The organism is Streptococcus sp. HMSC076C08, assembly GCF_001810825.1.
Taxonomy (GTDB): Bacteria; Bacillota; Bacilli; order Lactobacillales; family Streptococcaceae; genus Streptococcus.
Genome location: NZ_KV802721.1, coordinates 80,970 through 98,589, shown reverse-complemented (window position 1 = coordinate 98,589; position 17,620 = coordinate 80,970). Strand labels below are relative to the sequence as shown.

General features: G+C 40.8%; 15 protein-coding genes. 13 read left to right on the top strand and 2 right to left on the bottom strand.

The genetic code is table 11. The features are described 5' to 3' along the window. The first annotated feature begins 112 nt into the window (after positions 1 to 112). The 8 genes from HMPREF2766_RS02020 to HMPREF2766_RS01985 all read left to right on the top strand — a co-directional run bounded on the left by HMPREF2766_RS02020 (position 113) and on the right by HMPREF2766_RS01985 (position 7,675). On the top strand, positions 113 to 784 hold the full coding sequence (locus tag HMPREF2766_RS02020) for a GTP diphosphokinase (protein ID WP_000151555.1): 672 nt from the start codon (positions 113 to 115) through the stop codon (positions 782 to 784). Beyond that, complete coding sequence (locus HMPREF2766_RS02015; protein WP_070567449.1) at positions 768 to 1,586, top strand: NAD kinase; 819 nt, start codon at positions 768 to 770, stop codon at positions 1,584 to 1,586. Before HMPREF2766_RS02020 ends, HMPREF2766_RS02015 begins: the two co-directional genes overlap by 17 nt. Beyond that, positions 1,583 to 2,479, top strand: coding sequence for an RluA family pseudouridine synthase (locus HMPREF2766_RS02010; protein ID WP_070567446.1), 897 nt, complete (start codon positions 1,583 to 1,585; stop codon positions 2,477 to 2,479). The genes HMPREF2766_RS02015 and HMPREF2766_RS02010 overlap by 4 nt, the downstream gene beginning before the upstream one ends. 43 nt (positions 2,480 to 2,522) lie before the next feature. Further along, a complete protein-coding gene (gene pta, locus HMPREF2766_RS02005) occupies positions 2,523 to 3,497 on the top strand; it encodes a phosphate acetyltransferase (protein WP_049518760.1) in 975 nt (324 codons plus the stop codon). 82 nt (positions 3,498 to 3,579) lie between these two features. Then, positions 3,580 to 4,758 (top strand): A/G-specific adenine glycosylase, encoded by a 1,179-nt coding sequence (mutY, locus tag HMPREF2766_RS02000; protein WP_070567445.1) that lies wholly within the window; start codon positions 3,580 to 3,582, stop codon positions 4,756 to 4,758. A gap of 56 nt (positions 4,759 to 4,814) precedes the next feature. Then, a complete protein-coding gene (gene yycF, locus HMPREF2766_RS01995; protein WP_000722058.1) occupies positions 4,815 to 5,522 on the top strand; it encodes a response regulator YycF in 708 nt (235 codons plus the stop codon). Beyond that, entirely contained in the window at positions 5,515 to 6,864 is a 1,350-nt protein-coding gene (gene vicK / locus HMPREF2766_RS01990; protein WP_000568720.1) for a cell wall metabolism sensor histidine kinase VicK, read from the top strand. Before yycF ends, vicK begins: the two co-directional genes overlap by 8 nt. Position 6,865: 1 nt before the next feature. Continuing rightward, the gene (locus HMPREF2766_RS01985; RefSeq protein ID WP_070567443.1) at positions 6,866 to 7,675 is read left to right on the top strand and encodes an MBL fold metallo-hydrolase; all 810 of its coding nucleotides are present in this window, start codon (positions 6,866 to 6,868) and stop codon (positions 7,673 to 7,675) included. Between the two features lie 33 nt (positions 7,676 to 7,708). On the opposite strand, the gene HMPREF2766_RS01980 is transcribed toward HMPREF2766_RS01985, so the two are convergent. Both HMPREF2766_RS01980 and HMPREF2766_RS01975 read right to left on the bottom strand, forming a co-directional pair. Then, positions 7,709 to 8,056 (bottom strand): thioredoxin, encoded by a 348-nt coding sequence (locus HMPREF2766_RS01980; protein WP_000434656.1) that lies wholly within the window; start codon positions 8,054 to 8,056, stop codon positions 7,709 to 7,711. Between the two features lie 111 nt (positions 8,057 to 8,167). Continuing rightward, positions 8,168 to 9,886: a phospho-sugar mutase gene (locus HMPREF2766_RS01975; protein WP_042902233.1), complete on the bottom strand. Its 1,719-nt coding sequence runs from the start codon at positions 9,884 to 9,886 to the stop codon at positions 8,168 to 8,170. 410 nt (positions 9,887 to 10,296) lie between these two features. On the opposite strand from HMPREF2766_RS01975, the gene HMPREF2766_RS01970 reads away from it, so the two are divergent. The 5 genes from HMPREF2766_RS01970 to ligA all read left to right on the top strand — a co-directional run bounded on the left by HMPREF2766_RS01970 (position 10,297) and on the right by ligA (position 17,604). After that, the gene (locus HMPREF2766_RS01970; RefSeq protein ID WP_049479330.1) at positions 10,297 to 11,451 is read left to right on the top strand and encodes a DUF4352 domain-containing protein; all 1,155 of its coding nucleotides are present in this window, start codon (positions 10,297 to 10,299) and stop codon (positions 11,449 to 11,451) included. Between the two features lie 78 nt (positions 11,452 to 11,529). Next, entirely contained in the window at positions 11,530 to 13,431 is a 1,902-nt protein-coding gene (gene abc-f, locus HMPREF2766_RS01965) for a ribosomal protection-like ABC-F family protein (protein ID WP_070567441.1), read from the top strand. Positions 13,432 to 13,433: 2 nt separating this feature from the next. After that, complete coding sequence (locus HMPREF2766_RS01960; protein WP_070567439.1) at positions 13,434 to 14,297, top strand: Rgg family transcriptional regulator; 864 nt, start codon at positions 13,434 to 13,436, stop codon at positions 14,295 to 14,297. Positions 14,298 to 14,377: 80 nt separating this feature from the next. After that, positions 14,378 to 15,556 carry an MFS transporter gene (locus HMPREF2766_RS01955; RefSeq protein WP_070567437.1) on the top strand — a complete coding sequence of 393 codons (1,179 nt, stop codon included), beginning with the start codon at positions 14,378 to 14,380 and terminating at the stop codon, positions 15,554 to 15,556. A gap of 89 nt (positions 15,557 to 15,645) precedes the next feature. Beyond that, on the top strand, positions 15,646 to 17,604 hold the full coding sequence (gene ligA / locus HMPREF2766_RS01950; RefSeq protein WP_070567436.1) for an NAD-dependent DNA ligase LigA: 1,959 nt from the start codon (positions 15,646 to 15,648) through the stop codon (positions 17,602 to 17,604). Positions 17,605 to 17,620 lie beyond the last annotated feature (16 nt).

Sequence of the window (17,620 nt, the reverse complement as noted above, 5' to 3'; positions counted from 1 at the left end):
ATATCTTTGAAAGCGATTTATGGTATAATGGACAATGTATTTATTGTATACGAATGTACTGAAAAAATCAAAGATTTTCGACAGAGCAATCAAACATTACAAGGGAGAAAGTATGACCATAGAATGGGAAGAATTTTTAGATCCTTACATTCAAGCTGTTGGTGAATTGAAGATCAAACTTCGGGGAATTCGCAAACAGTATCGTAAGCAAAACAAGCATTCTCCGATTGAGTTTGTAACGGGTCGTGTTAAACCGATTGAAAGTATTAAAGAAAAGATGGCTCGTCGAGGAATTACATATGCAAGTCTGGAACATGATCTGCAAGACATTGCTGGTTTACGTGTCATGGTTCAGTTTGTTGATGACGTTAAAGAGGTAGTTGAGATTCTACGTAAACGCCAAGATATGAGAGTCGTTCAGGAACGAGACTATATCACTCATCGTAAGGCTTCAGGCTATCGTTCTTATCACGTGGTTGTCGAGTACACGGTTGATACGATCAACGGGGCTAAGACGATTTTGGCGGAAATTCAAATACGGACTTTAGCCATGAATTTCTGGGCTACGATTGAACACTCGCTCAATTATAAATATCAGGGAGATTTTCCAGAAGAAATCAGGAAAAGGCTGGAAATCACAGCGAAAATAGCCTATCAACTGGATGAAGAAATGGGTAAGATTCGTGATGATATCCAGGAAGCGCAGGCTCTCTTTGATCCATTGAGCAGAAAATTAAACGATGGTGTAGGAAATAGTGACGATACAGATGAAGAATACAGGTAAACGAGTTGACCTCATAGCAAATAGAAAGCCACAGAGTCAGAAAGTTTTACATAAACTGAGGGAAAAACTCAAAAAACAGCATTTTATAATTAATGATACAAATCCCGATATCGTTATTTCGATTGGTGGTGATGGGATGCTTTTGTCTGCTTTTCATAAGTACGAGAACCAGTTAGACAAGGTTCGATTTGTAGGTGTACATACAGGACACTTGGGATTTTACACAGATTATCGTGATTTTGAGCTGGATCAATTGGTGACCAATCTTTTACTAGATACTGGTGCCAAAGTTTCTTATCCGGTCTTGAATGTTAAGGTAACGCTTGAAAATGGAGAGGTGAAAATCTTCCGTGCTTTAAATGAAGCCAGCATCCGTCGATCAGACCGCACCATGGTTGCGGATATCATCATTAACCATGTTCCGTTCGAGCGATTTCGTGGAGATGGAGTGACTGTTTCAACGCCGACGGGAAGTACTGCCTACAACAAATCCTTGGGTGGAGCTGTTTTGCATCCGACCATTGAAGCCTTACAGTTGACGGAAATAGCGAGTCTTAACAACCGAGTCTATCGCACTTTGGGTTCATCAATCATTATTCCCAAAAAAGATAAGATTGAGCTCTTGCCGACACGCAATGATTACCACACGATATCAGTCGATAACAGCGTCTATTCCTTCCGTAATATCGAACGGATTGAGTATCAAATCGACCATCACAAGATTCACTTCGTAGCGACTCCAAGCCACACTAGTTTCTGGAATCGTGTTAAAGATGCCTTCATCGGCGAGGTGGATGAATGAGGTTCGAATTTATCGCAGATGACCACGTCAAAGTCAAAACTTTCCTCAAGAAACATGAGGTTTCCAAGGGACTTTTGGCTAAGATTAAGTTTCGAGGCGGGGCTATACGGGTCAATGGCCAAGCTCAAAATGCGACCTATCTCTTAGATATTGGAGATAGAGTAACTATTGACATTCCTGCAGAGGAAGGGTTTGAGAGCCTTGAAGCTATTGATCGACCACTCGATATTTTATATGAGGATGACCATTTTCTGGTTTTGAATAAGCCTTATGGAGTAGCTTCCATCCCCAGTGTCAATCATTCCAATACCATTGCCAATTTTATCAAGGGCTACTATGTCAAGCAAAACTATGAAAATCAGCAAGTTCACATCGTGACTAGGCTTGATAGAGATACTTCTGGTTTGATGCTCTTTGCCAAGCACGGCTACGCTCATGCACGTTTAGACAAGCAACTGCAACGAAAGTCTATCGAAAAACGTTACTTTGCTTTGGTTAAAGGAGCTGGTGTCTTGGAGCCTGAAGGGGAGATTATCGCCCCGATTGCGCGTGATGTGGACTCCATTATCACGAGACGGGTTGCCAAAGGTGGGAAATACGCCCATACATCTTATAAAGTTATAGCGTCTTATGGAAATATTCACCTAGTCGATATTCGTCTGCATACTGGACGAACTCATCAGATACGAGTGCATTTTTCTCATATCGGTTTTCCTTTGTTGGGAGACGATCTCTATGGAGGCAGCCTAGACGACGGTATTCAGCGCCAGGCCTTGCATTGCCATTATTTATCTTTTTATCATCCTTTTCTAGAGCAAGATTTGCAACTAGAAAGCCCCTTACCGGATGATTTCAGCAATCTTATTACTCAGTTATCAACTAATACTCTTTAAAATCTATTTGGAGTATAATTTATTTTCTTAAAGGAGAAAACTCATGGAAGTTTTTGAAAGTCTCAAAGCCAACCTGGTTGGCAAAAATGCTCGTATCGTTCTCCCTGAAGGGGAAGAGCCACGTATTCTTCAAGCGACAAAACGCTTGGTAAAAGAAACAGAAGTGATTCCTGTTTTGCTTGGAAACCCTGAAAAAATTAAAATTTATCTCGAAATCGAGGGGATCATGGATGGTTATGAAGTGATTGATCCCCAACACTATCCTCAATTCGAAGAAATGGTTGCTGCCTTAGTAGAGCGTCGTAAGGGCAAAATGACTGAAGAAGAAGCGCGCAAAGTTTTGGTTGAAGATGTCAACTACTTTGGTGTGATGCTAGTCTACTTGGGCTTGGTTGACGGTATGGTATCTGGTGCGATTCACTCAACTGCCTCAACAGTTCGCCCAGCCCTTCAAATTATCAAAACTCGTCCAAATGTAACTCGTACTTCAGGTGCCTTCCTCATGGTACGTGGTACGGAACGTTACCTATTTGGTGACTGTGCCATTAACATCAATCCAGATGCAGAAGCCTTGGCTGAAATTGCCATCAACTCAGCAATTACAGCTAAGATGTTTGGTATTGAACCTAAAATTGCTATGCTAAGCTATTCTACTAAAGGTTCAGGATTTGGTGAAAGTGTTGATAAGGTAGTGGAAGCTACAAAAATTGCTCACGACTTGCGCCCTGACCTTGAGATTGATGGTGAATTGCAATTTGACGCTGCCTTTGTTCCTGAAACTGCAGCTCTTAAAGCTCCAGGAAGTAATGTAGCTGGTCAAGCAAATGTCTTTGTCTTCCCAGGTATCGAAGCAGGAAATATTGGGTACAAGATGGCAGAACGTCTCGGTGGTTTTGCGGCTGTCGGACCTGTTTTGCAAGGATTGAACAAACCAGTTAACGACCTTTCTCGTGGATGTAATGCAGATGATGTGTACAAGTTGACCCTTATCACAGCAGCTCAAGCAGTTCATCAATAAGATTTAGTCCTCTTTCCCATGGGAAGAGGCTTTTTAGTACTGAGAAAAGGACAGTTAGAAGCTTCTATGTTATACTAGATATATGTTAGATTTGAAAGAATACGGTATCGTCATGTGGCCGGAGGAGAAGATTATTTCTTTTCGTGAAAAACTCCTCAACTGGTATGATGAAAACAAGCGAGATTTGCCTTGGCGGAGAAGTAAAAATCCTTATCATATCTGGGTATCTGAAATCATGCTTCAGCAGACCAGAGTGGATACAGTTATTCCATACTACGAACGATTCTTGGACTGGTTTCCAACTGTTGAAAGTCTGGCCAATGCCCCTGAAGAGCGTCTGCTGAAGGCTTGGGAGGGGTTGGGCTATTATTCCCGCGTACGCAATATGCAGGCTGCAGCCCAGCAGATTATGGCTGACTTTGGGGGTCAATTTCCAAACACCTATGAAGGAATTTCTAGTTTAAAAGGGATTGGCCCTTACACTGCGGGAGCTATTTCCAGTATCGCTTTTAATTTGCCTGAGCCAGCGGTTGATGGCAATGTCATGCGGGTTTTGGCACGCTTGTTTGAGGTTAATCATGATATCGGAGTTCCCAGCAATCGAAAGATTTTCCAAGCTATGATGGAAATCTTGATTGACCCGAAACGGCCAGGAGACTTTAATCAAGCTCTGATGGATTTAGGCTCTGACATAGAGGCACCAGTTAACCCTCGACCAGAAGAAAGCCCTGTTAAGGATTTTAGCGCAGCCTATCAGAATGGGACCATGGGTCGTTATCCGATTAAAGAACCCAAGAAAAAGCCCCTACCAATTTATCTCAAGGCTTTGGTTGTACGCAATGACCAAGGACAATTTTTACTAGAGAAAAATGAAAGCGAGAAACTGCTAGCTGGTTTTTGGCATTTCCCATTGATTGAAGTTGATGATTTTTCAAGTGATGACAATCAACTAGATCTCTTTTCACAAGTCACAGAGGAAAGCAGAGTATTTGGGCCAAGTCCTCAAGAAAACTTTGAGCAAGATTATGATTTAGAAGTGAATTGGTCCCAGCAAGTATTTGACCAGGTCAAGCATGTATTTAGTCATCGGAAATGGCATATTCAAATCATCGCTGGTCAAGTGACGGAAACAAAACAGTTTTCGGACAGAGAAATTCGCTGGGTTTCTCCTCAGGAGTTTTCTGATTATCCACTTGCGAAACCTCAACAAAAAATTTGGCAGGCTTATAAAACAAATCTTGAAGATGAAGGCCTACAGTAGCCATTTGTGCCTTCTTTACATTTTTTTGTTATAATAGATAAAGAAAAGGTGATAAAATGAAAAAAATATTAATTGTAGATGATGAGAAACCAATCTCAGATATTATTAAGTTTAATATGGCCAAGGAAGGTTATGAAGTCGTTACAGCTTTCAATGGTCGTGAGGCAATCGAGCTATTTGAAGCAGAGCAACCAGATATTATTATCCTCGACTTGATGCTACCTGAAATTGATGGTTTAGAAGTTGCTAAAGCTATTCGTAAGACTAGTAGCGTGCCGATTATCATGCTATCAGCTAAGGATAGCGAGTTTGACAAGGTTATTGGTTTAGAGTTAGGTGCAGATGATTATGTTACAAAGCCTTTCTCAAACCGTGAGTTGCAGGCTCGTGTCAAGGCTCTGCTTCGTCGTACCGACCTAGTTTCTGTGGATAGCCAAGAGTCTGATGAGAAGAAGACGCAGCCTTTACAAATTGGTGATTTGGAAATTGTCCCAGATGCTTACGTGGCAAAGAAATATGGTGAGGAATTAGATTTGACCCACCGTGAGTTTGAACTCTTGTATCACTTGGCATCTCATATTGGACAAGTGATTACGCGTGAACACTTGCTTGAGACTGTATGGGGTTATGACTATTTTGGTGATGTTCGTACTGTGGACGTGACCATTAGACGCTTGCGTGAGAAAATAGAAGACACTCCAAGTCGTCCAGAGTACATTCTCACACGTCGTGGTGTTGGATACTATATGAGAAATAATGATTGAAGATATTAGACAAACTATTCTGACCAGCGATTTTATCTTTATTCTGATTTTACTTGGTTTTATCTTGGTGGTGACCTTGCTCTTACTGGAAAATCGTCGGGATAATATCCGTCTGAAAGAGATAAATCAAAAGGTTAAGGACTTGATTGCAGGTGATTATTCTCAAGTTTTGGACTTGCAAGGAAGTACAGAAATCACCAATATCACCAATAATCTGAACGATTTGTCAGAAGTTATTCGTTTGACCCAAGAAAATCTGGAACAAGAGAGTAAACGATTGAACAGTATTCTTTCTTACATGACAGATGGCGTTCTTGCGACCAATCGTCGTGGCCAGATTACTATGATCAACGATATGGCCAAGAAACAGCTCGGTGTGCAGAAAGAAGATGTTCTGAATAAAAGCATCCTTGAATTGCTTAAGATAGAAGATGAGTATGAGCTGCGTGATCTAATTACACAGATTCCTGAGTTGACGATTGACTCCCAGGATGTGAATGGGGAATACCTGAGCCTTCGTGTACGTTTTGCTCTGGTTCGTCGTGAGTCAGGTTTCATCTCTGGTTTGGTTGCCGTTTTACATGATACGACCGAGCAGGAGAAGGAAGAGCGTGAGCGAAGACTCTTTGTTTCGAACGTGAGTCACGAGTTGCGAACTCCTTTGACCAGTGTTAAATCTTATCTTGAAGCCTTGGACGAGGGAGCTCTGTATGATCCTGTTGCTCCTGATTTTATCAAGGTTTCACTCGATGAAACCAACCGTATGATGCGGATGGTGACAGATCTCTTGCATCTCTCTCGTATTGATAATGCGACCACTCAGTTAGATGTGGAATTGATTAATTTTACAGCATTCATCACCTTTATTCTCAACCGCTTTGATAAGATGAGAAGCCAGGATGACGAGAAAAAATATGAGCTTGTCAGAGATTACCCTATTAATTCAGTTTGGATCGAGATTGATACCGATAAGATGACTCAGGTGATTGATAATATTCTTAACAATGCCATCAAGTACTCACCAGATGGTGGCAAAATTACTGTCAGCATGAAGACCACAGATGACCAGATGATTTTATCCATCAAAGACCAAGGTCTAGGTATTCCAAAGCAAGATTTGCCGAAGATTTTTGACCGCTTTTACCGTGTAGATCGTGCAAGAAGCCGGGCTCAAGGTGGAACTGGTCTAGGTCTAGCCATCGCAAAAGAAATCATCAAACAACACAATGGCTTTATATGGGCCAAAAGTGAATACGGTAAGGGATCGACCTTTACCATAGTGCTCCCTTATGATAAGGATGCCGTAAAAGAAGAAATATGGGAGGACGAAATAGAAGACTAGAATGAGTGAAATAGGCTTTAAATACAGTATTTTAGCATCAGGTTCCAGTGGAAATTCCTTTTATCTGGAAACCCCAAAAAAGAAGATCCTAGTGGATGCAGGCCTGTCTGGTAAGAAGATTACCAGCCTGCTAGCTGAAATCAATCGCAAACCAGAAGATCTGGATGCGATTTTGATTACGCATGAGCACTCAGACCATATCCATGGAGTCGGTGTCTTGGCTCGTAAATATGGCATGGATCTTTACGCCAATGAAAAGACCTGGCAGGCTATGGAAAATAGTAAGTACCTCGGCAAGGTGGACTCTTCGCAGAAGCATATCTTTGAAATGGGCAAAACCAAAACCTTTGGCGATATCGACATTGAGAGTTTTGGTGTCAGCCATGATGCAGTAGCACCCCAGTTTTACCGATTTATGAAAGACGACAAGAGCTTCGTCATGTTGACCGATACAGGTTATGTCAGTGACCGTATGGCTGGGATTGTCGAAAATGCTGACGGTTATCTCATCGAGTCCAACCACGACGTAGAAATCTTGCGAGCAGGATCTTATGCTTGGCGACTCAAACAACGAATCCTATCGGATCTCGGTCACCTTTCTAACGAAGACGGTGCTGAGGCCATGATTCGTGCAATGGGAAATCGAACAAAGAAAATCTATCTTGGGCATTTGTCTAAAGAGAACAATATCAAAGAACTGGCTCATATGACTATGGTCAACCAGCTAGCCCAAGCGGATCTGGGAGTCGGAGTAGACTTTAAAGTTTACGATACCTCACCAGATACTGCAACACCATTGACAGATATATAAAAAAGAAGGCGAGTGCCTTCTTTTGTTGTTTTTTTACAATCCAGCAAAGTCCTTGATTTCTTGTGCGGACATGGAAGAGTCGCAACGGACATTGATTTGTCCATCTGCAATGTGAACAAATCCTGGTACGGTTGGAATTCCATAACGTGAGCGGAATTCTTGCAATTCATTGAGTTGGCTTGGTTCTTCACTGTTGATGAAGTAGATGTGAGCTTTAGTTTCAGCTACGACACCTGCCAAGGTACCAGCAAATTTACGGCAGTAAGGGCAAGTTTTGCGACCGATAAAGAAGGTTGCAGTTTCTTTCTTATCAAGAGCTTCTTGCGCACGCGCAACTGTAGTGACTTCAAGGTCTTTAATGTTTTCTAAAAATTGTTCCATGAGATTACCTCGCTTTCATTGATAAGTCTAGTATGCCATAAAGTTTCTAAAAATGCTTAGATTTGATACGAAAAAAAGATGAGATTGGTTGGTCTCATCTTTTATAATTTCTTATTTAACAAACGCATTGATTTCTGCTTCGATGTTGGCAATCTTAGCTTGTGAATCTTCGTTGCTTTCACCCACAACGGCAATGTAGAACTTGATTTTTGGTTCTGTACCTGAAGGGCGAACTGCAATCCATGAACCGTCAGCAAGTGTATATTTCAACACATCACTTGGAGGAGTTGTCAAGTTTGTAACAGTACCATCAGCAGCAGTAGCAGTTTGAGCCTTGAAGTCTTCTACGACAGTGATAGCTGTTGCATTCCATTCTTTTGGAGCATTGTTACGGAACTTAGCCATGATTTCCTTGATTTGTTCTGCACCATCAACACCAGAAAGGGTAACAGAGATAGTCTTTTCAGCGTAGTAGCCGTATTCTTTGTAGATTTCTTCGATACCGTCAGCAAGTGTCAAACCACGTGAACGGTAGTAGGCAGCAAGCTCAGCAACGACAAGAACGGCTTGGATGGCGTCTTTATCACGTACGAATGGTTTAATCAAGTAACCGAAGCTTTCTTCAAATCCCATCATGTAAGTGTGATTGTGTTTTTCTTCAAATTCTTGGATTTTCTCTGCGATAAATTTGAAACCTGTCAAAACGTTGAACATGGTTGCGCCGTAGCTTTCAGCAATCTTCGTTACCAAGTCAGTTGATACGATGGATTTGCAGAGAGCTGCATTTTCAGGAAGAGTTCCAGCATTTTTGTGGGCTTCCAAGATGTATTTAGCCATGATAGCACCGATTTGGTTACCTGAAAGGTTAAGGTAGCTACCATCTTTTTGAAGAACTTCAACACCAACACGGTCAGCGTCAGGGTCAGTTGCAACAAGCACATCTGCACCAACTTGACGACCAAGTTCTTCAGCAAGGGCGAAGGCTGCTTGGCTTTCTGGGTTTGGAGATTTTACAGTTGAGAAGTCAGGATCAGCAGTTGCTTGTGCTTCAACAACTTGAACAGAGTCAAATCCTGCTTGAGCAAGAGCACGACGAGCCAACATTTCACCCGTACCATGAAGTGGTGTGTAGACAATCTTCATGTCTTTACCGAATTCTTCGATCAAGGCTGGGTTGATGTTTACGTCTTTAACTTCTTTAAGGTATTCTGCATCAACAGCTTCGCCGATAACTTCAATCAAGCCAGAAGCTTTTTCCGCTTCTACATCGGCAACTTCCACAGCGAATGGATTTTCGATAGCACGAATGTAAGTAGTCAAAGCGTCCGCGTCATGTGGAGGCATTTGTCCACCGTCTTCACCGTAAACCTTGTAACCGTTAAATGGAGCAGGGTTATGGCTGGCAGTAATCATGATACCTGCAAAACAGTTGAGGTGACGAACTGCAAATGACAGTTCTGGAGTTGGACGGAGGCTTTCAAATACGTAAGATTTGATACCGTGTTTAGCAAGAACTGCCGCAGATTCAAAGGCAAACTCAGGTGAGAAGTGACGGCTATCGTAGGCAATTGCTACACCACGTTCTTTTTCGTTTCCACCTTTTGACTCAATCAAACGAGCCAAACCTTCGGTAGCTTGACGAACAACGTAGATATTGATGCGGTTTGTACCAGCACCGATCAAACCACGCATACCAGCGGTACCAAATTCAAGATTGGTATAAAAGGCATCTTCCTTTGTTTTTTCGTCCATATTGATTAAATCTTGACGAAGGTAGTCTGGAAGGTCAGCAAAATCGACCCATTTTTGATAATTTTCTTGGTAAGTCATAGAGTGTCTCCTTTGTTTATTTGCTTTAATCGCTTTCATTATATCACGATTTGACATTTTAGTAAAACGTTAGCATAACTTAAAATGTAGGAAATTAACTTTTGCACTTTAGCGGGAAAATGGTGGGGACTGTGCTTACTTATACTAAGTTAGGGATGAAAATTAATTATTAGATACTTTATAACATGAAAGTTTATAATTCATTTTGTAGGTTTGTTGAAGAAAAAAATCAAAAATATTGTTATATTCTATTCTTTTTATAAAGAATCCTTTAATGCATCAAATGAACAGATAGAAAAATTTAAGTTAAAACTCTATAAATTTAAGATATTTTGAAAATATCTGGTTTCTGTTTTGATTTTTATTCTGCGTATGGTAAAATATAGTAAATCATTAAAGGAGAATCCATTATGAAAAAAATTCTTAAGCATTCTGCCTTGCTTTTATCAGCTTTAGCACTGGTTGCCTGTGGAGCTCAAAAAAAAGCAAGCGACAATGGTACAGCTTCAAACTCTAACTTTGAGGTTTCTGTAAAAGACGGTATGTATGTATTGCCTAAAGATGAGGATTCATCATCAACATACCTTGCACTTCAAGTCGAAATCAAGAACAATCGTGATAAACAGTTTAGTTTTACTAGCCAAGATATCACGCTATACAATGAAAAGGATGAAAAATTACAACCAATTCAAGTTTATGAAAGCGACAGTAAAACGAAATTTATGTCATATGGTGACAGTCTTTCTAAAGGAAAGAGCGTTGCTGGTTATGTAGTGTATGAAGTCGATAAGAATGCTAAGTATGAACTTCACTTTGCACCTAGCTTTTACGATGACATCAAAGAAAATTCTAAAAAGAATAACGATGTAGCAATCAAGGTGGATCCAAGTCAGTATGAAGACAATATTGATGAAGCGAAAGATGTAATGAAAAAATATGTCGATGCTGTTTACCTTAATGGGGAAAGTTCTGGTGGTGGAACGAACCTAAGTGCTACTGATAATAAGTCACAAGTTGTTGCGCTTGCTGATGATAAAAAATCTTCTGATAATAGTGCTGAATTCACAAACGATGCGAAAGCTGATAAAGAAGAGTTTATCAAGAAATTTACAGAATCGTTCGGAAAAGGCTTCTATAACTACAAACCGTCTGATTCAGAACTTAGAACATTCGCAGATGCTTACATCAAAGCAAATGCTAAGAGAGCAAAAGTTGATTACAAGGTGAAGACATACTTGCCAGACTATGCTGTTGTTTATGTTAGACCAGAAACAATCGACTTGGATAACTTGAATGTTTATGAATTGAGCCGTAAATTCTACGAAGAAAACAAAGGTAAATATAGCAACTACTCTGAAGCTATGAAAGCTGGTGAAAAATACATTTTAGAAAATGCACCAAGTCAATTTGATTCAACTCCTCTAGACACTAGTGATAACATGAAGAAAGAGGGTTATGAAATTAAAATGACTAAGAAAGATGGAAAATGGACCATCGATACCTCTTCTAAAAACTATGAATTGAAAGATATGGCTCGCACATTCCGTGGAGGCATTGGATACTAAGATGAAAGGTTCGAGTTTATGACTCGAACTTTTTTCGTTGCAATTGTGCAAAAGAGAAAAAGATAGTAAAATAGAGATATGATTATTTTACAAGCTAATAAAATTGAACGATCTTTTGCTGGTGAGGTTCTTTTTGATAATATTAATCTGCAGGTAGATGAACGAGACCGAATTGCTCTTGTTGGGAAAAATGGTGCAGGTAAGTCTACTCTTTTAAAGATTTTGGTTGGAGAAGAGGAGCCAACTAGTGGAGAAATTAATAAGAAAAAAGATATCTCTCTGTCTTACCTAGCCCAAGATAGCCGTTTTGAGTCTGAAAATACCATCTACGATGAAATGCTTCACGTCTTTGATGACTTGCGTCGGACAGAGACACAACTGCGTCAGATGGAGTTGGAGATGGGTGAAAAGTCTGGTGAAGATCTAGATAAACTGATGGCGGATTATGATCGTTTATCAGAGAATTTCCGTCAGGCTGGTGGCTTTACCTACGAAGCTGATATTCGATTGATTTTGAATGGATTCAAGTTTGACGAGTCTATGTGGCAGATGAAAATTGCCGAGCTTTCAGGTGGTCAAAATACCCGTCTGGCACTTGCCAAAATGCTCCTTGAAAAGCCAAATCTCTTGGTCTTGGACGAGCCAACCAACCACTTGGATATTGAAACGATTGCTTGGCTAGAGAATTACTTGGTGAACTATAGCGGTGCACTCATTATTGTCAGTCACGACCGTTATTATTTGGACAAGGTTGCGACGGTTACACTGGATTTGACCAAGCATTCCTTAGATCGCTATGTAGGCAATTACTCTCGTTTTGTTGAGTTGAAGGAGCAAAAGCTAGCTACTGAAGCAAAAAACTATGAAAAGCAACAGAAGGAAATCGCGGCTCTAGAAGACTTTGTCAATCGCAATCTAGTCCGAGCTTCAACAACCAAACGTGCTCAATCTCGCCGTAAACAACTAGAAAAAATGGAGCGTTTGGACAAGCCTGAAGCTGGCAAGAAATCAGCCAACATGACCTTCCAGACGGAAAAAACATCAGGCAATGTTGTCCTGACTGTTGAAAATGCAGCTATTGGCTATGATGGGGAAATACTTTCAGAGCCAATCAATCTCGACCTTCGTAAGATGAATGCTGTTGCGATTGTCGGACCAAATGGTATTGGGAAGTCAACCTTTATCAAGTCAATAGTAGACCAGATCCCTTTTATCAAGGGAGAGAGGCGTTTTGGCGCTAATGTGGATGTTGGTTACTATGATCAGACTCAAAGCAAGCTAACACCAAGTAATACGGTTCTGGATGAACTTTGGAATGATTTTAAACTGACACCAGAAGTTGAAATCCGCAACCGTCTTGGTGCCTTCCTTTTCTCAGGAGATGATGTTAAAAAGTCTGTAGGGATGCTGTCAGGTGGCGAGAAAGCCCGTTTGTTGCTTGCCAAACTTTCAATGGAAAACAATAACTTCTTGATTTTGGACGAGCCGACCAACCACTTGGATATTGATAGCAAGGAAGTGTTAGAAAATGCTCTGATTGATTTTGATGGAACCCTTCTTTTTGTCAGCCACGACCGTTACTTTATCAATCGTGTAGCCACTCATGTACTGGAATTGTCTGAAAATGGCTCAACCCTCTACCTTGGAGATTATGACTACTATGTTGAGAAAAAGGCTGAAATAGAAGTCAGCCAGATAGAAGATGCTTCAACTAGCAATCAAGCAAAAGAAGCAAGTCCAGCTAATGACTATCAGGCCCAGAAAGAAAGTCAGAAAGAAGCCCGTAAGCTCATGCGCCAAATAGAGAGTTTAGAGGCTGAAATCGAAGAGTTAGAAACTCAAAGCCAAGCCATTTCTGAAAAAATGCTGGAAACCAACGATGCTGAAAAACTCATGGAATTTCAGACTGAACTGGACAAAATTAGCCATCGTCAGGAAGAAGCCATGCTTGAGTGGGAAGAATTATCAGAGCAGGTGTAAAGATGAAACATCTAGGAAAGGTATTTCGTGAATTTCGAACAAGTGGGAAGTACTCCTTGAAAGAGGCGGCAGGTGAATCATGTTCAACCTCTCAATTATCTCGCTTCGAGCTTGGGGAGTCTGATCTAGCAGTTTCTCGTTTCTTTGAGATTTTGGACAATATTCATGTGACTATTGAAAATTTCATGGACAAGGCTAGAGATTTTCAAAATCATGAACATGTTGCCTTGATGGCACAGATTATTCCGCTTTACTACTCAAATGATATTGCAGGTTTTCAAAAGCTTCAAAGAGAACAACTTGAAAAGGCTAAGAGTTCGACCAATCCCCTCTATTTTGAGCTGAATTGGATTCTGCTACAAGGTCTGATTTGTCAAAGAGATGCTCGTTACACGATGAGTCAGAGTGATTTGGAAAAGGTCGCAGATTATCTTTTTCAAACAGAAGAATGGACTATGTATGAGTTGATTCTTTTCGGGAATCTCTATACTTTCTACAATGTGGACTATGTAGCTCGGATTGGCAGAGAAGTCATGGAGAGGGAAGACTACTACAAAGAAATTGGTCGGCATCGAAAACTTGTTTTGATTTTAGCTCTCAACTGTTACCAGCATTGTTTGGAAAATCGATCCTTTGCGGATGCGGACTATTTTGAGGGCTATGTGGAGAAGTTAATTGGAAATGGTATCAAGCTTTATGAGCGCAATATCTTCCATTATCTCAAAGGTTTCGCCCTCTACCAGAGAGACTTGAAAGAAGAGGGTTGTAGTCAGATGCGGGAGGCCATGCATATTTTTGCTGTGCTTGGACTTCCAGAGCAAGTGGCTTACTATCAGGAACATTATGAAAAATTTGTAAATCCTTAAATTTCCCAAATAAGGGAAAAATAAAGAGACTCCTTTCAGTTTTGATACAATAGTTTCAAAATTTGAGAGGGGTTTTTTATATGAATCGACATGCAATCCAGTTGATTAGTCGTGGTGCTATTAATAAAATAGGAAATATGCTCTATGATTATGGAAACAGTGTTTGGTTGGCATCAATGGGAACGATAGGGCAGACTGTTCTTGGGATTTATCAAATTTCTGAACTCGTCACATCGATTCTGGTCAATCCCTTTGGCGGAGTGATTTCAGACCGCTTTTCGCGTCGCAAAATTTTGATGACGACAGACTTGATTTGTGGCGTTCTTTGCTTAGCTATTTCTTTCATCAGAAATGATAGCTTGATGATTGCTGCTCTGATCTTTGCCAATATTGTTCAGGCGGTTGCCTTTGCATTTTCTCGTACAGCCAATAAAGCCATTATAACTGAGGTTGTAGAAAAAGACGAGATTGTGACCTATAATGCTCGCTTAGAGCTCGTTTTGCAGGTTGTAGGTGTTAGCTCCCCTGTACTTTCTTTCCTCGTTTTACAATTTTCTAGTCTCCATATGACACTTGTTTTAGATGCCATTAGTTTTTTCATCGCATTTACCTTAGTAGCTTTTCTCCCCCAAAAAGAAACTCAGGAGCAAGAGGGAAAGACTTTCAGCTGGAAAAATATTTTTGCTGATATGAAAGAAGGACTTGGCTATATCTGGCACCAGAAAGAGATCTTTTTCCTTTTGGTAGTAGCTTCCAGTGTTAATTTCTTTTTTGCAGCTTTTGAATTTCTCCTCCCTTTTTCAAATCGACTATACGGGGTAGAAGGAGCTTATGCAACTATTTTAACTATGGGCGCTATTGGTTCGATTATCGGAGCTCTTCTAGCTAGCAAAATAAAGGCAGGTGTTTATAATCTTTTGATTCTATTGGCTTTGACTGGAGTTGGAGTTTTTATGATGGGGTTACCACTGCCAACTTTTCTTTCCTTTTCTGGAAATTTAGTTTGTGAACTGTTTATGACGATATTTAACATTCACTTTTTTACTCAGGTTCAAACCAAGGTTGAGGGGGAATACTTGGGAAGAGTACTAAGCACCATTTTTACCTTAGCCATCCTATTTATGCCGATTGCAAAAGGCTTTATGACGGTGCTACCAAGTGTCCATCTCTCTTCTTTTCTGATAATTGGAAGCGGTGTTATCATCCTGTCTTGTTTATCCCTCGTTTATGTGCGAAGTCATTTTAAAAAAGAGTTATAATTTCTCTTTTTTAGAAAATATTTCATTACGAATCATTTTTCAGTCCTTCTCTATTGTGAGGAGGGCTTGCTTTGTGGTAAAATGGGATTATGAATGAAAGAATGAATGAGTTAGTTGCCTTACTTAACCGCTATGCGACCGAGTACTATACGAGTGACAATCCCTCGGTTTCAGATAGTGAGTATGATTGCCTCTACCGAGAGTTGGTCGAATTGGAAGCCGCCTATCCGGATCAAGTTTTAGCAGACAGTCCAACTCATCGTGTTGGTGGTAAGGTTTTAGATGGTTTTGAAAAATACAGTCATCAGTATCCTCTTTATAGTTTGCAGGATGCTTTTTCACGTGAAGAGTTAGAAGCTTTTGATGCGCGTGTGCGAAAGGAATTACCCCACCCGACCTATATTTGCGAGCTGAAAATCGATGGTTTGTCTATCTCGCTAACTTATGAAAAGGGAATTTTGGTAGTCGGTGCCACACGTGGTGATGGGTCTATTGGAGAAAATATCACAGAGAACCTCAAGCGTGTCAAGGATATTCCTTTGACCTTGCCAGAAGAACTTGATATCACTGTTCGTGGAGAGTGTTACATGCCACGCGCTTCGTTTGATCTGGTCAACCAAGCTCGCCAAGAAAATGGAGAGCCTGAATTTGCTAATCCTCGTAACGCAGCTGCAGGAACCCTCCGTCAGCTGGATACAGCAGTAGTGGCCAAACGCAATCTTGCGACTTTCCTCTATCAAGAAGCCAGCCCTTCTACTCGTGATAGTCAAGAAAAAGTCTTGGAGCATCTTGAACAGCTTGGTTTTGTAGTTAATCCTAAACGAATATTGGCTAAAAGTATAGATGAGATATGGGATTTCATCCAAGAAGTAGGACAAGAACGGGAGAAACTTCCTTACGATATTGATGGAGTGGTCATCAAGGTCAACGACCTAGCAGGTCAAGAAGAACTCGGCTTTACTGTTAAAGCGCCCAAGTGGGCAATCGCCTATAAATTTCCCGCTGAAGAAAAAGAAGCCCAGCTCCTTTCAGTTGACTGGACAGTAGGTCGTACGGGTGTTGTGACTCCGACTGCCAATCTAACACCTGTTCAGCTTGCTGGGACAACTGTTAGCCGTGCAACATTGCATAATGTAGATTATATCGCTGAAAAGGATATCCGAAAAGATGATACGGTAATCGTTTATAAGGCTGGAGATATCATCCCTGCTGTTTTGCGTGTTGTAGAGTCTAAACGTGTTTCTGAAGAAAAACTAGATATTCCGACTAACTGTCCGAGCTGTGACAGTCAGTTGCTTCATTTTGAAGATGAAGTGGCTCTTCGTTGTATCAATCCTCGTTGTCCTGCTCAAATCATGGAAGGCTTGATTCACTTTACCTCTCGAGACGCCATGAATATTACAGGACTTGGTCCATCTATTGTTGAAAAGCTTTTTGCTGCCAATTTAGTCAAGGATGTGGCAGATATTTACCGTTTGAAAGAAGATGATTTCCTCCTTTTAGAAGGTGTCAAGGAAAAGTCTGCTTCTAAACTGTATCAGGCCATTCAAGCATCCAAGGAAAACTCTGCTGAAAAGCTCTTGTTTGGTCTGGGAATTCGCCATGTCGGAAGCAAGGCTAGCCAACTCTTGCTCCAACATTTCCACTCTATTGAAAATCTAGCCCAAGCTGATCCTGAGGAAGTAGCAAGTATCGAGAGCTTGGGTAGTGTGATTGCACAAAGACTTCAGACTTATTTTGCTACAGAAGGGTCGAATATTCTCTTAGACGAGTTGAAAGAAGCTGGAGTCAATCTGGACTACAAAGGACAGACAGTAGTAGCGGATGCGGCCTTGTCAGGTTTGACCGTTGTATTAACTGGAAAATTGGAACGTCTCACACGCTCAGAAGCCAAAAATAAACTCGAAAGTCTAGGTGCCAAAGTCACAGGCAGTGTATCTAAGAAAACGAATCTTGTCGTAGCAGGAGCAGATGCAGGAAGCAAGCTCCAAAAAGCACAAGAACTTGGTATCGAAGTTCGAGATGAGGCCTGGCTAGAAAGTTTGTAAAGAATAGTTGAAAACT

Excerpts from the sequence above, each read along its gene's own strand:
- yycF (WP_000722058.1), top strand. The coding sequence starts at position 4,815 with ATGAAAAAAATATTAATTGTAGATGATGAGAAACCAATCTCAGATATT.
- HMPREF2766_RS02015 (WP_070567449.1), top strand. The coding sequence starts at position 768 with ATGAAGAATACAGGTAAACGAGTTGACCTCATAGCAAATAGAAAGCCA.
- HMPREF2766_RS01985 (WP_070567443.1), top strand. The coding sequence starts at position 6,866 with ATGAGTGAAATAGGCTTTAAATACAGTATTTTAGCATCAGGTTCCAGT.
- HMPREF2766_RS01970 (WP_049479330.1), top strand. The coding sequence starts at position 10,297 with ATGAAAAAAATTCTTAAGCATTCTGCCTTGCTTTTATCAGCTTTAGCA.
- HMPREF2766_RS01960 (WP_070567439.1), top strand. The coding sequence starts at position 13,434 with ATGAAACATCTAGGAAAGGTATTTCGTGAATTTCGAACAAGTGGGAAG.
- ligA (WP_070567436.1), top strand. The coding sequence starts at position 15,646 with ATGAATGAAAGAATGAATGAGTTAGTTGCCTTACTTAACCGCTATGCG.
- HMPREF2766_RS02020 (WP_000151555.1), top strand. The coding sequence starts at position 113 with ATGACCATAGAATGGGAAGAATTTTTAGATCCTTACATTCAAGCTGTT.
- pta (WP_049518760.1), top strand. The coding sequence starts at position 2,523 with ATGGAAGTTTTTGAAAGTCTCAAAGCCAACCTGGTTGGCAAAAATGCT.
- HMPREF2766_RS01975 (WP_042902233.1), bottom strand. The coding sequence starts at position 9,886 with ATGACTTACCAAGAAAATTATCAAAAATGGGTCGATTTTGCTGACCTT.
- HMPREF2766_RS01955 (WP_070567437.1), top strand. The coding sequence starts at position 14,378 with ATGAATCGACATGCAATCCAGTTGATTAGTCGTGGTGCTATTAATAAA.
- HMPREF2766_RS01980 (WP_000434656.1), bottom strand. The coding sequence starts at position 8,056 with ATGGAACAATTTTTAGAAAACATTAAAGACCTTGAAGTCACTACAGTT.
- HMPREF2766_RS02010 (WP_070567446.1), top strand. The coding sequence starts at position 1,583 with ATGAGGTTCGAATTTATCGCAGATGACCACGTCAAAGTCAAAACTTTC.
- vicK (WP_000568720.1), top strand. The coding sequence starts at position 5,515 with ATGATTGAAGATATTAGACAAACTATTCTGACCAGCGATTTTATCTTT.
- mutY (WP_070567445.1), top strand. The coding sequence starts at position 3,580 with ATGTTAGATTTGAAAGAATACGGTATCGTCATGTGGCCGGAGGAGAAG.
- abc-f (WP_070567441.1), top strand. The coding sequence starts at position 11,530 with ATGATTATTTTACAAGCTAATAAAATTGAACGATCTTTTGCTGGTGAG.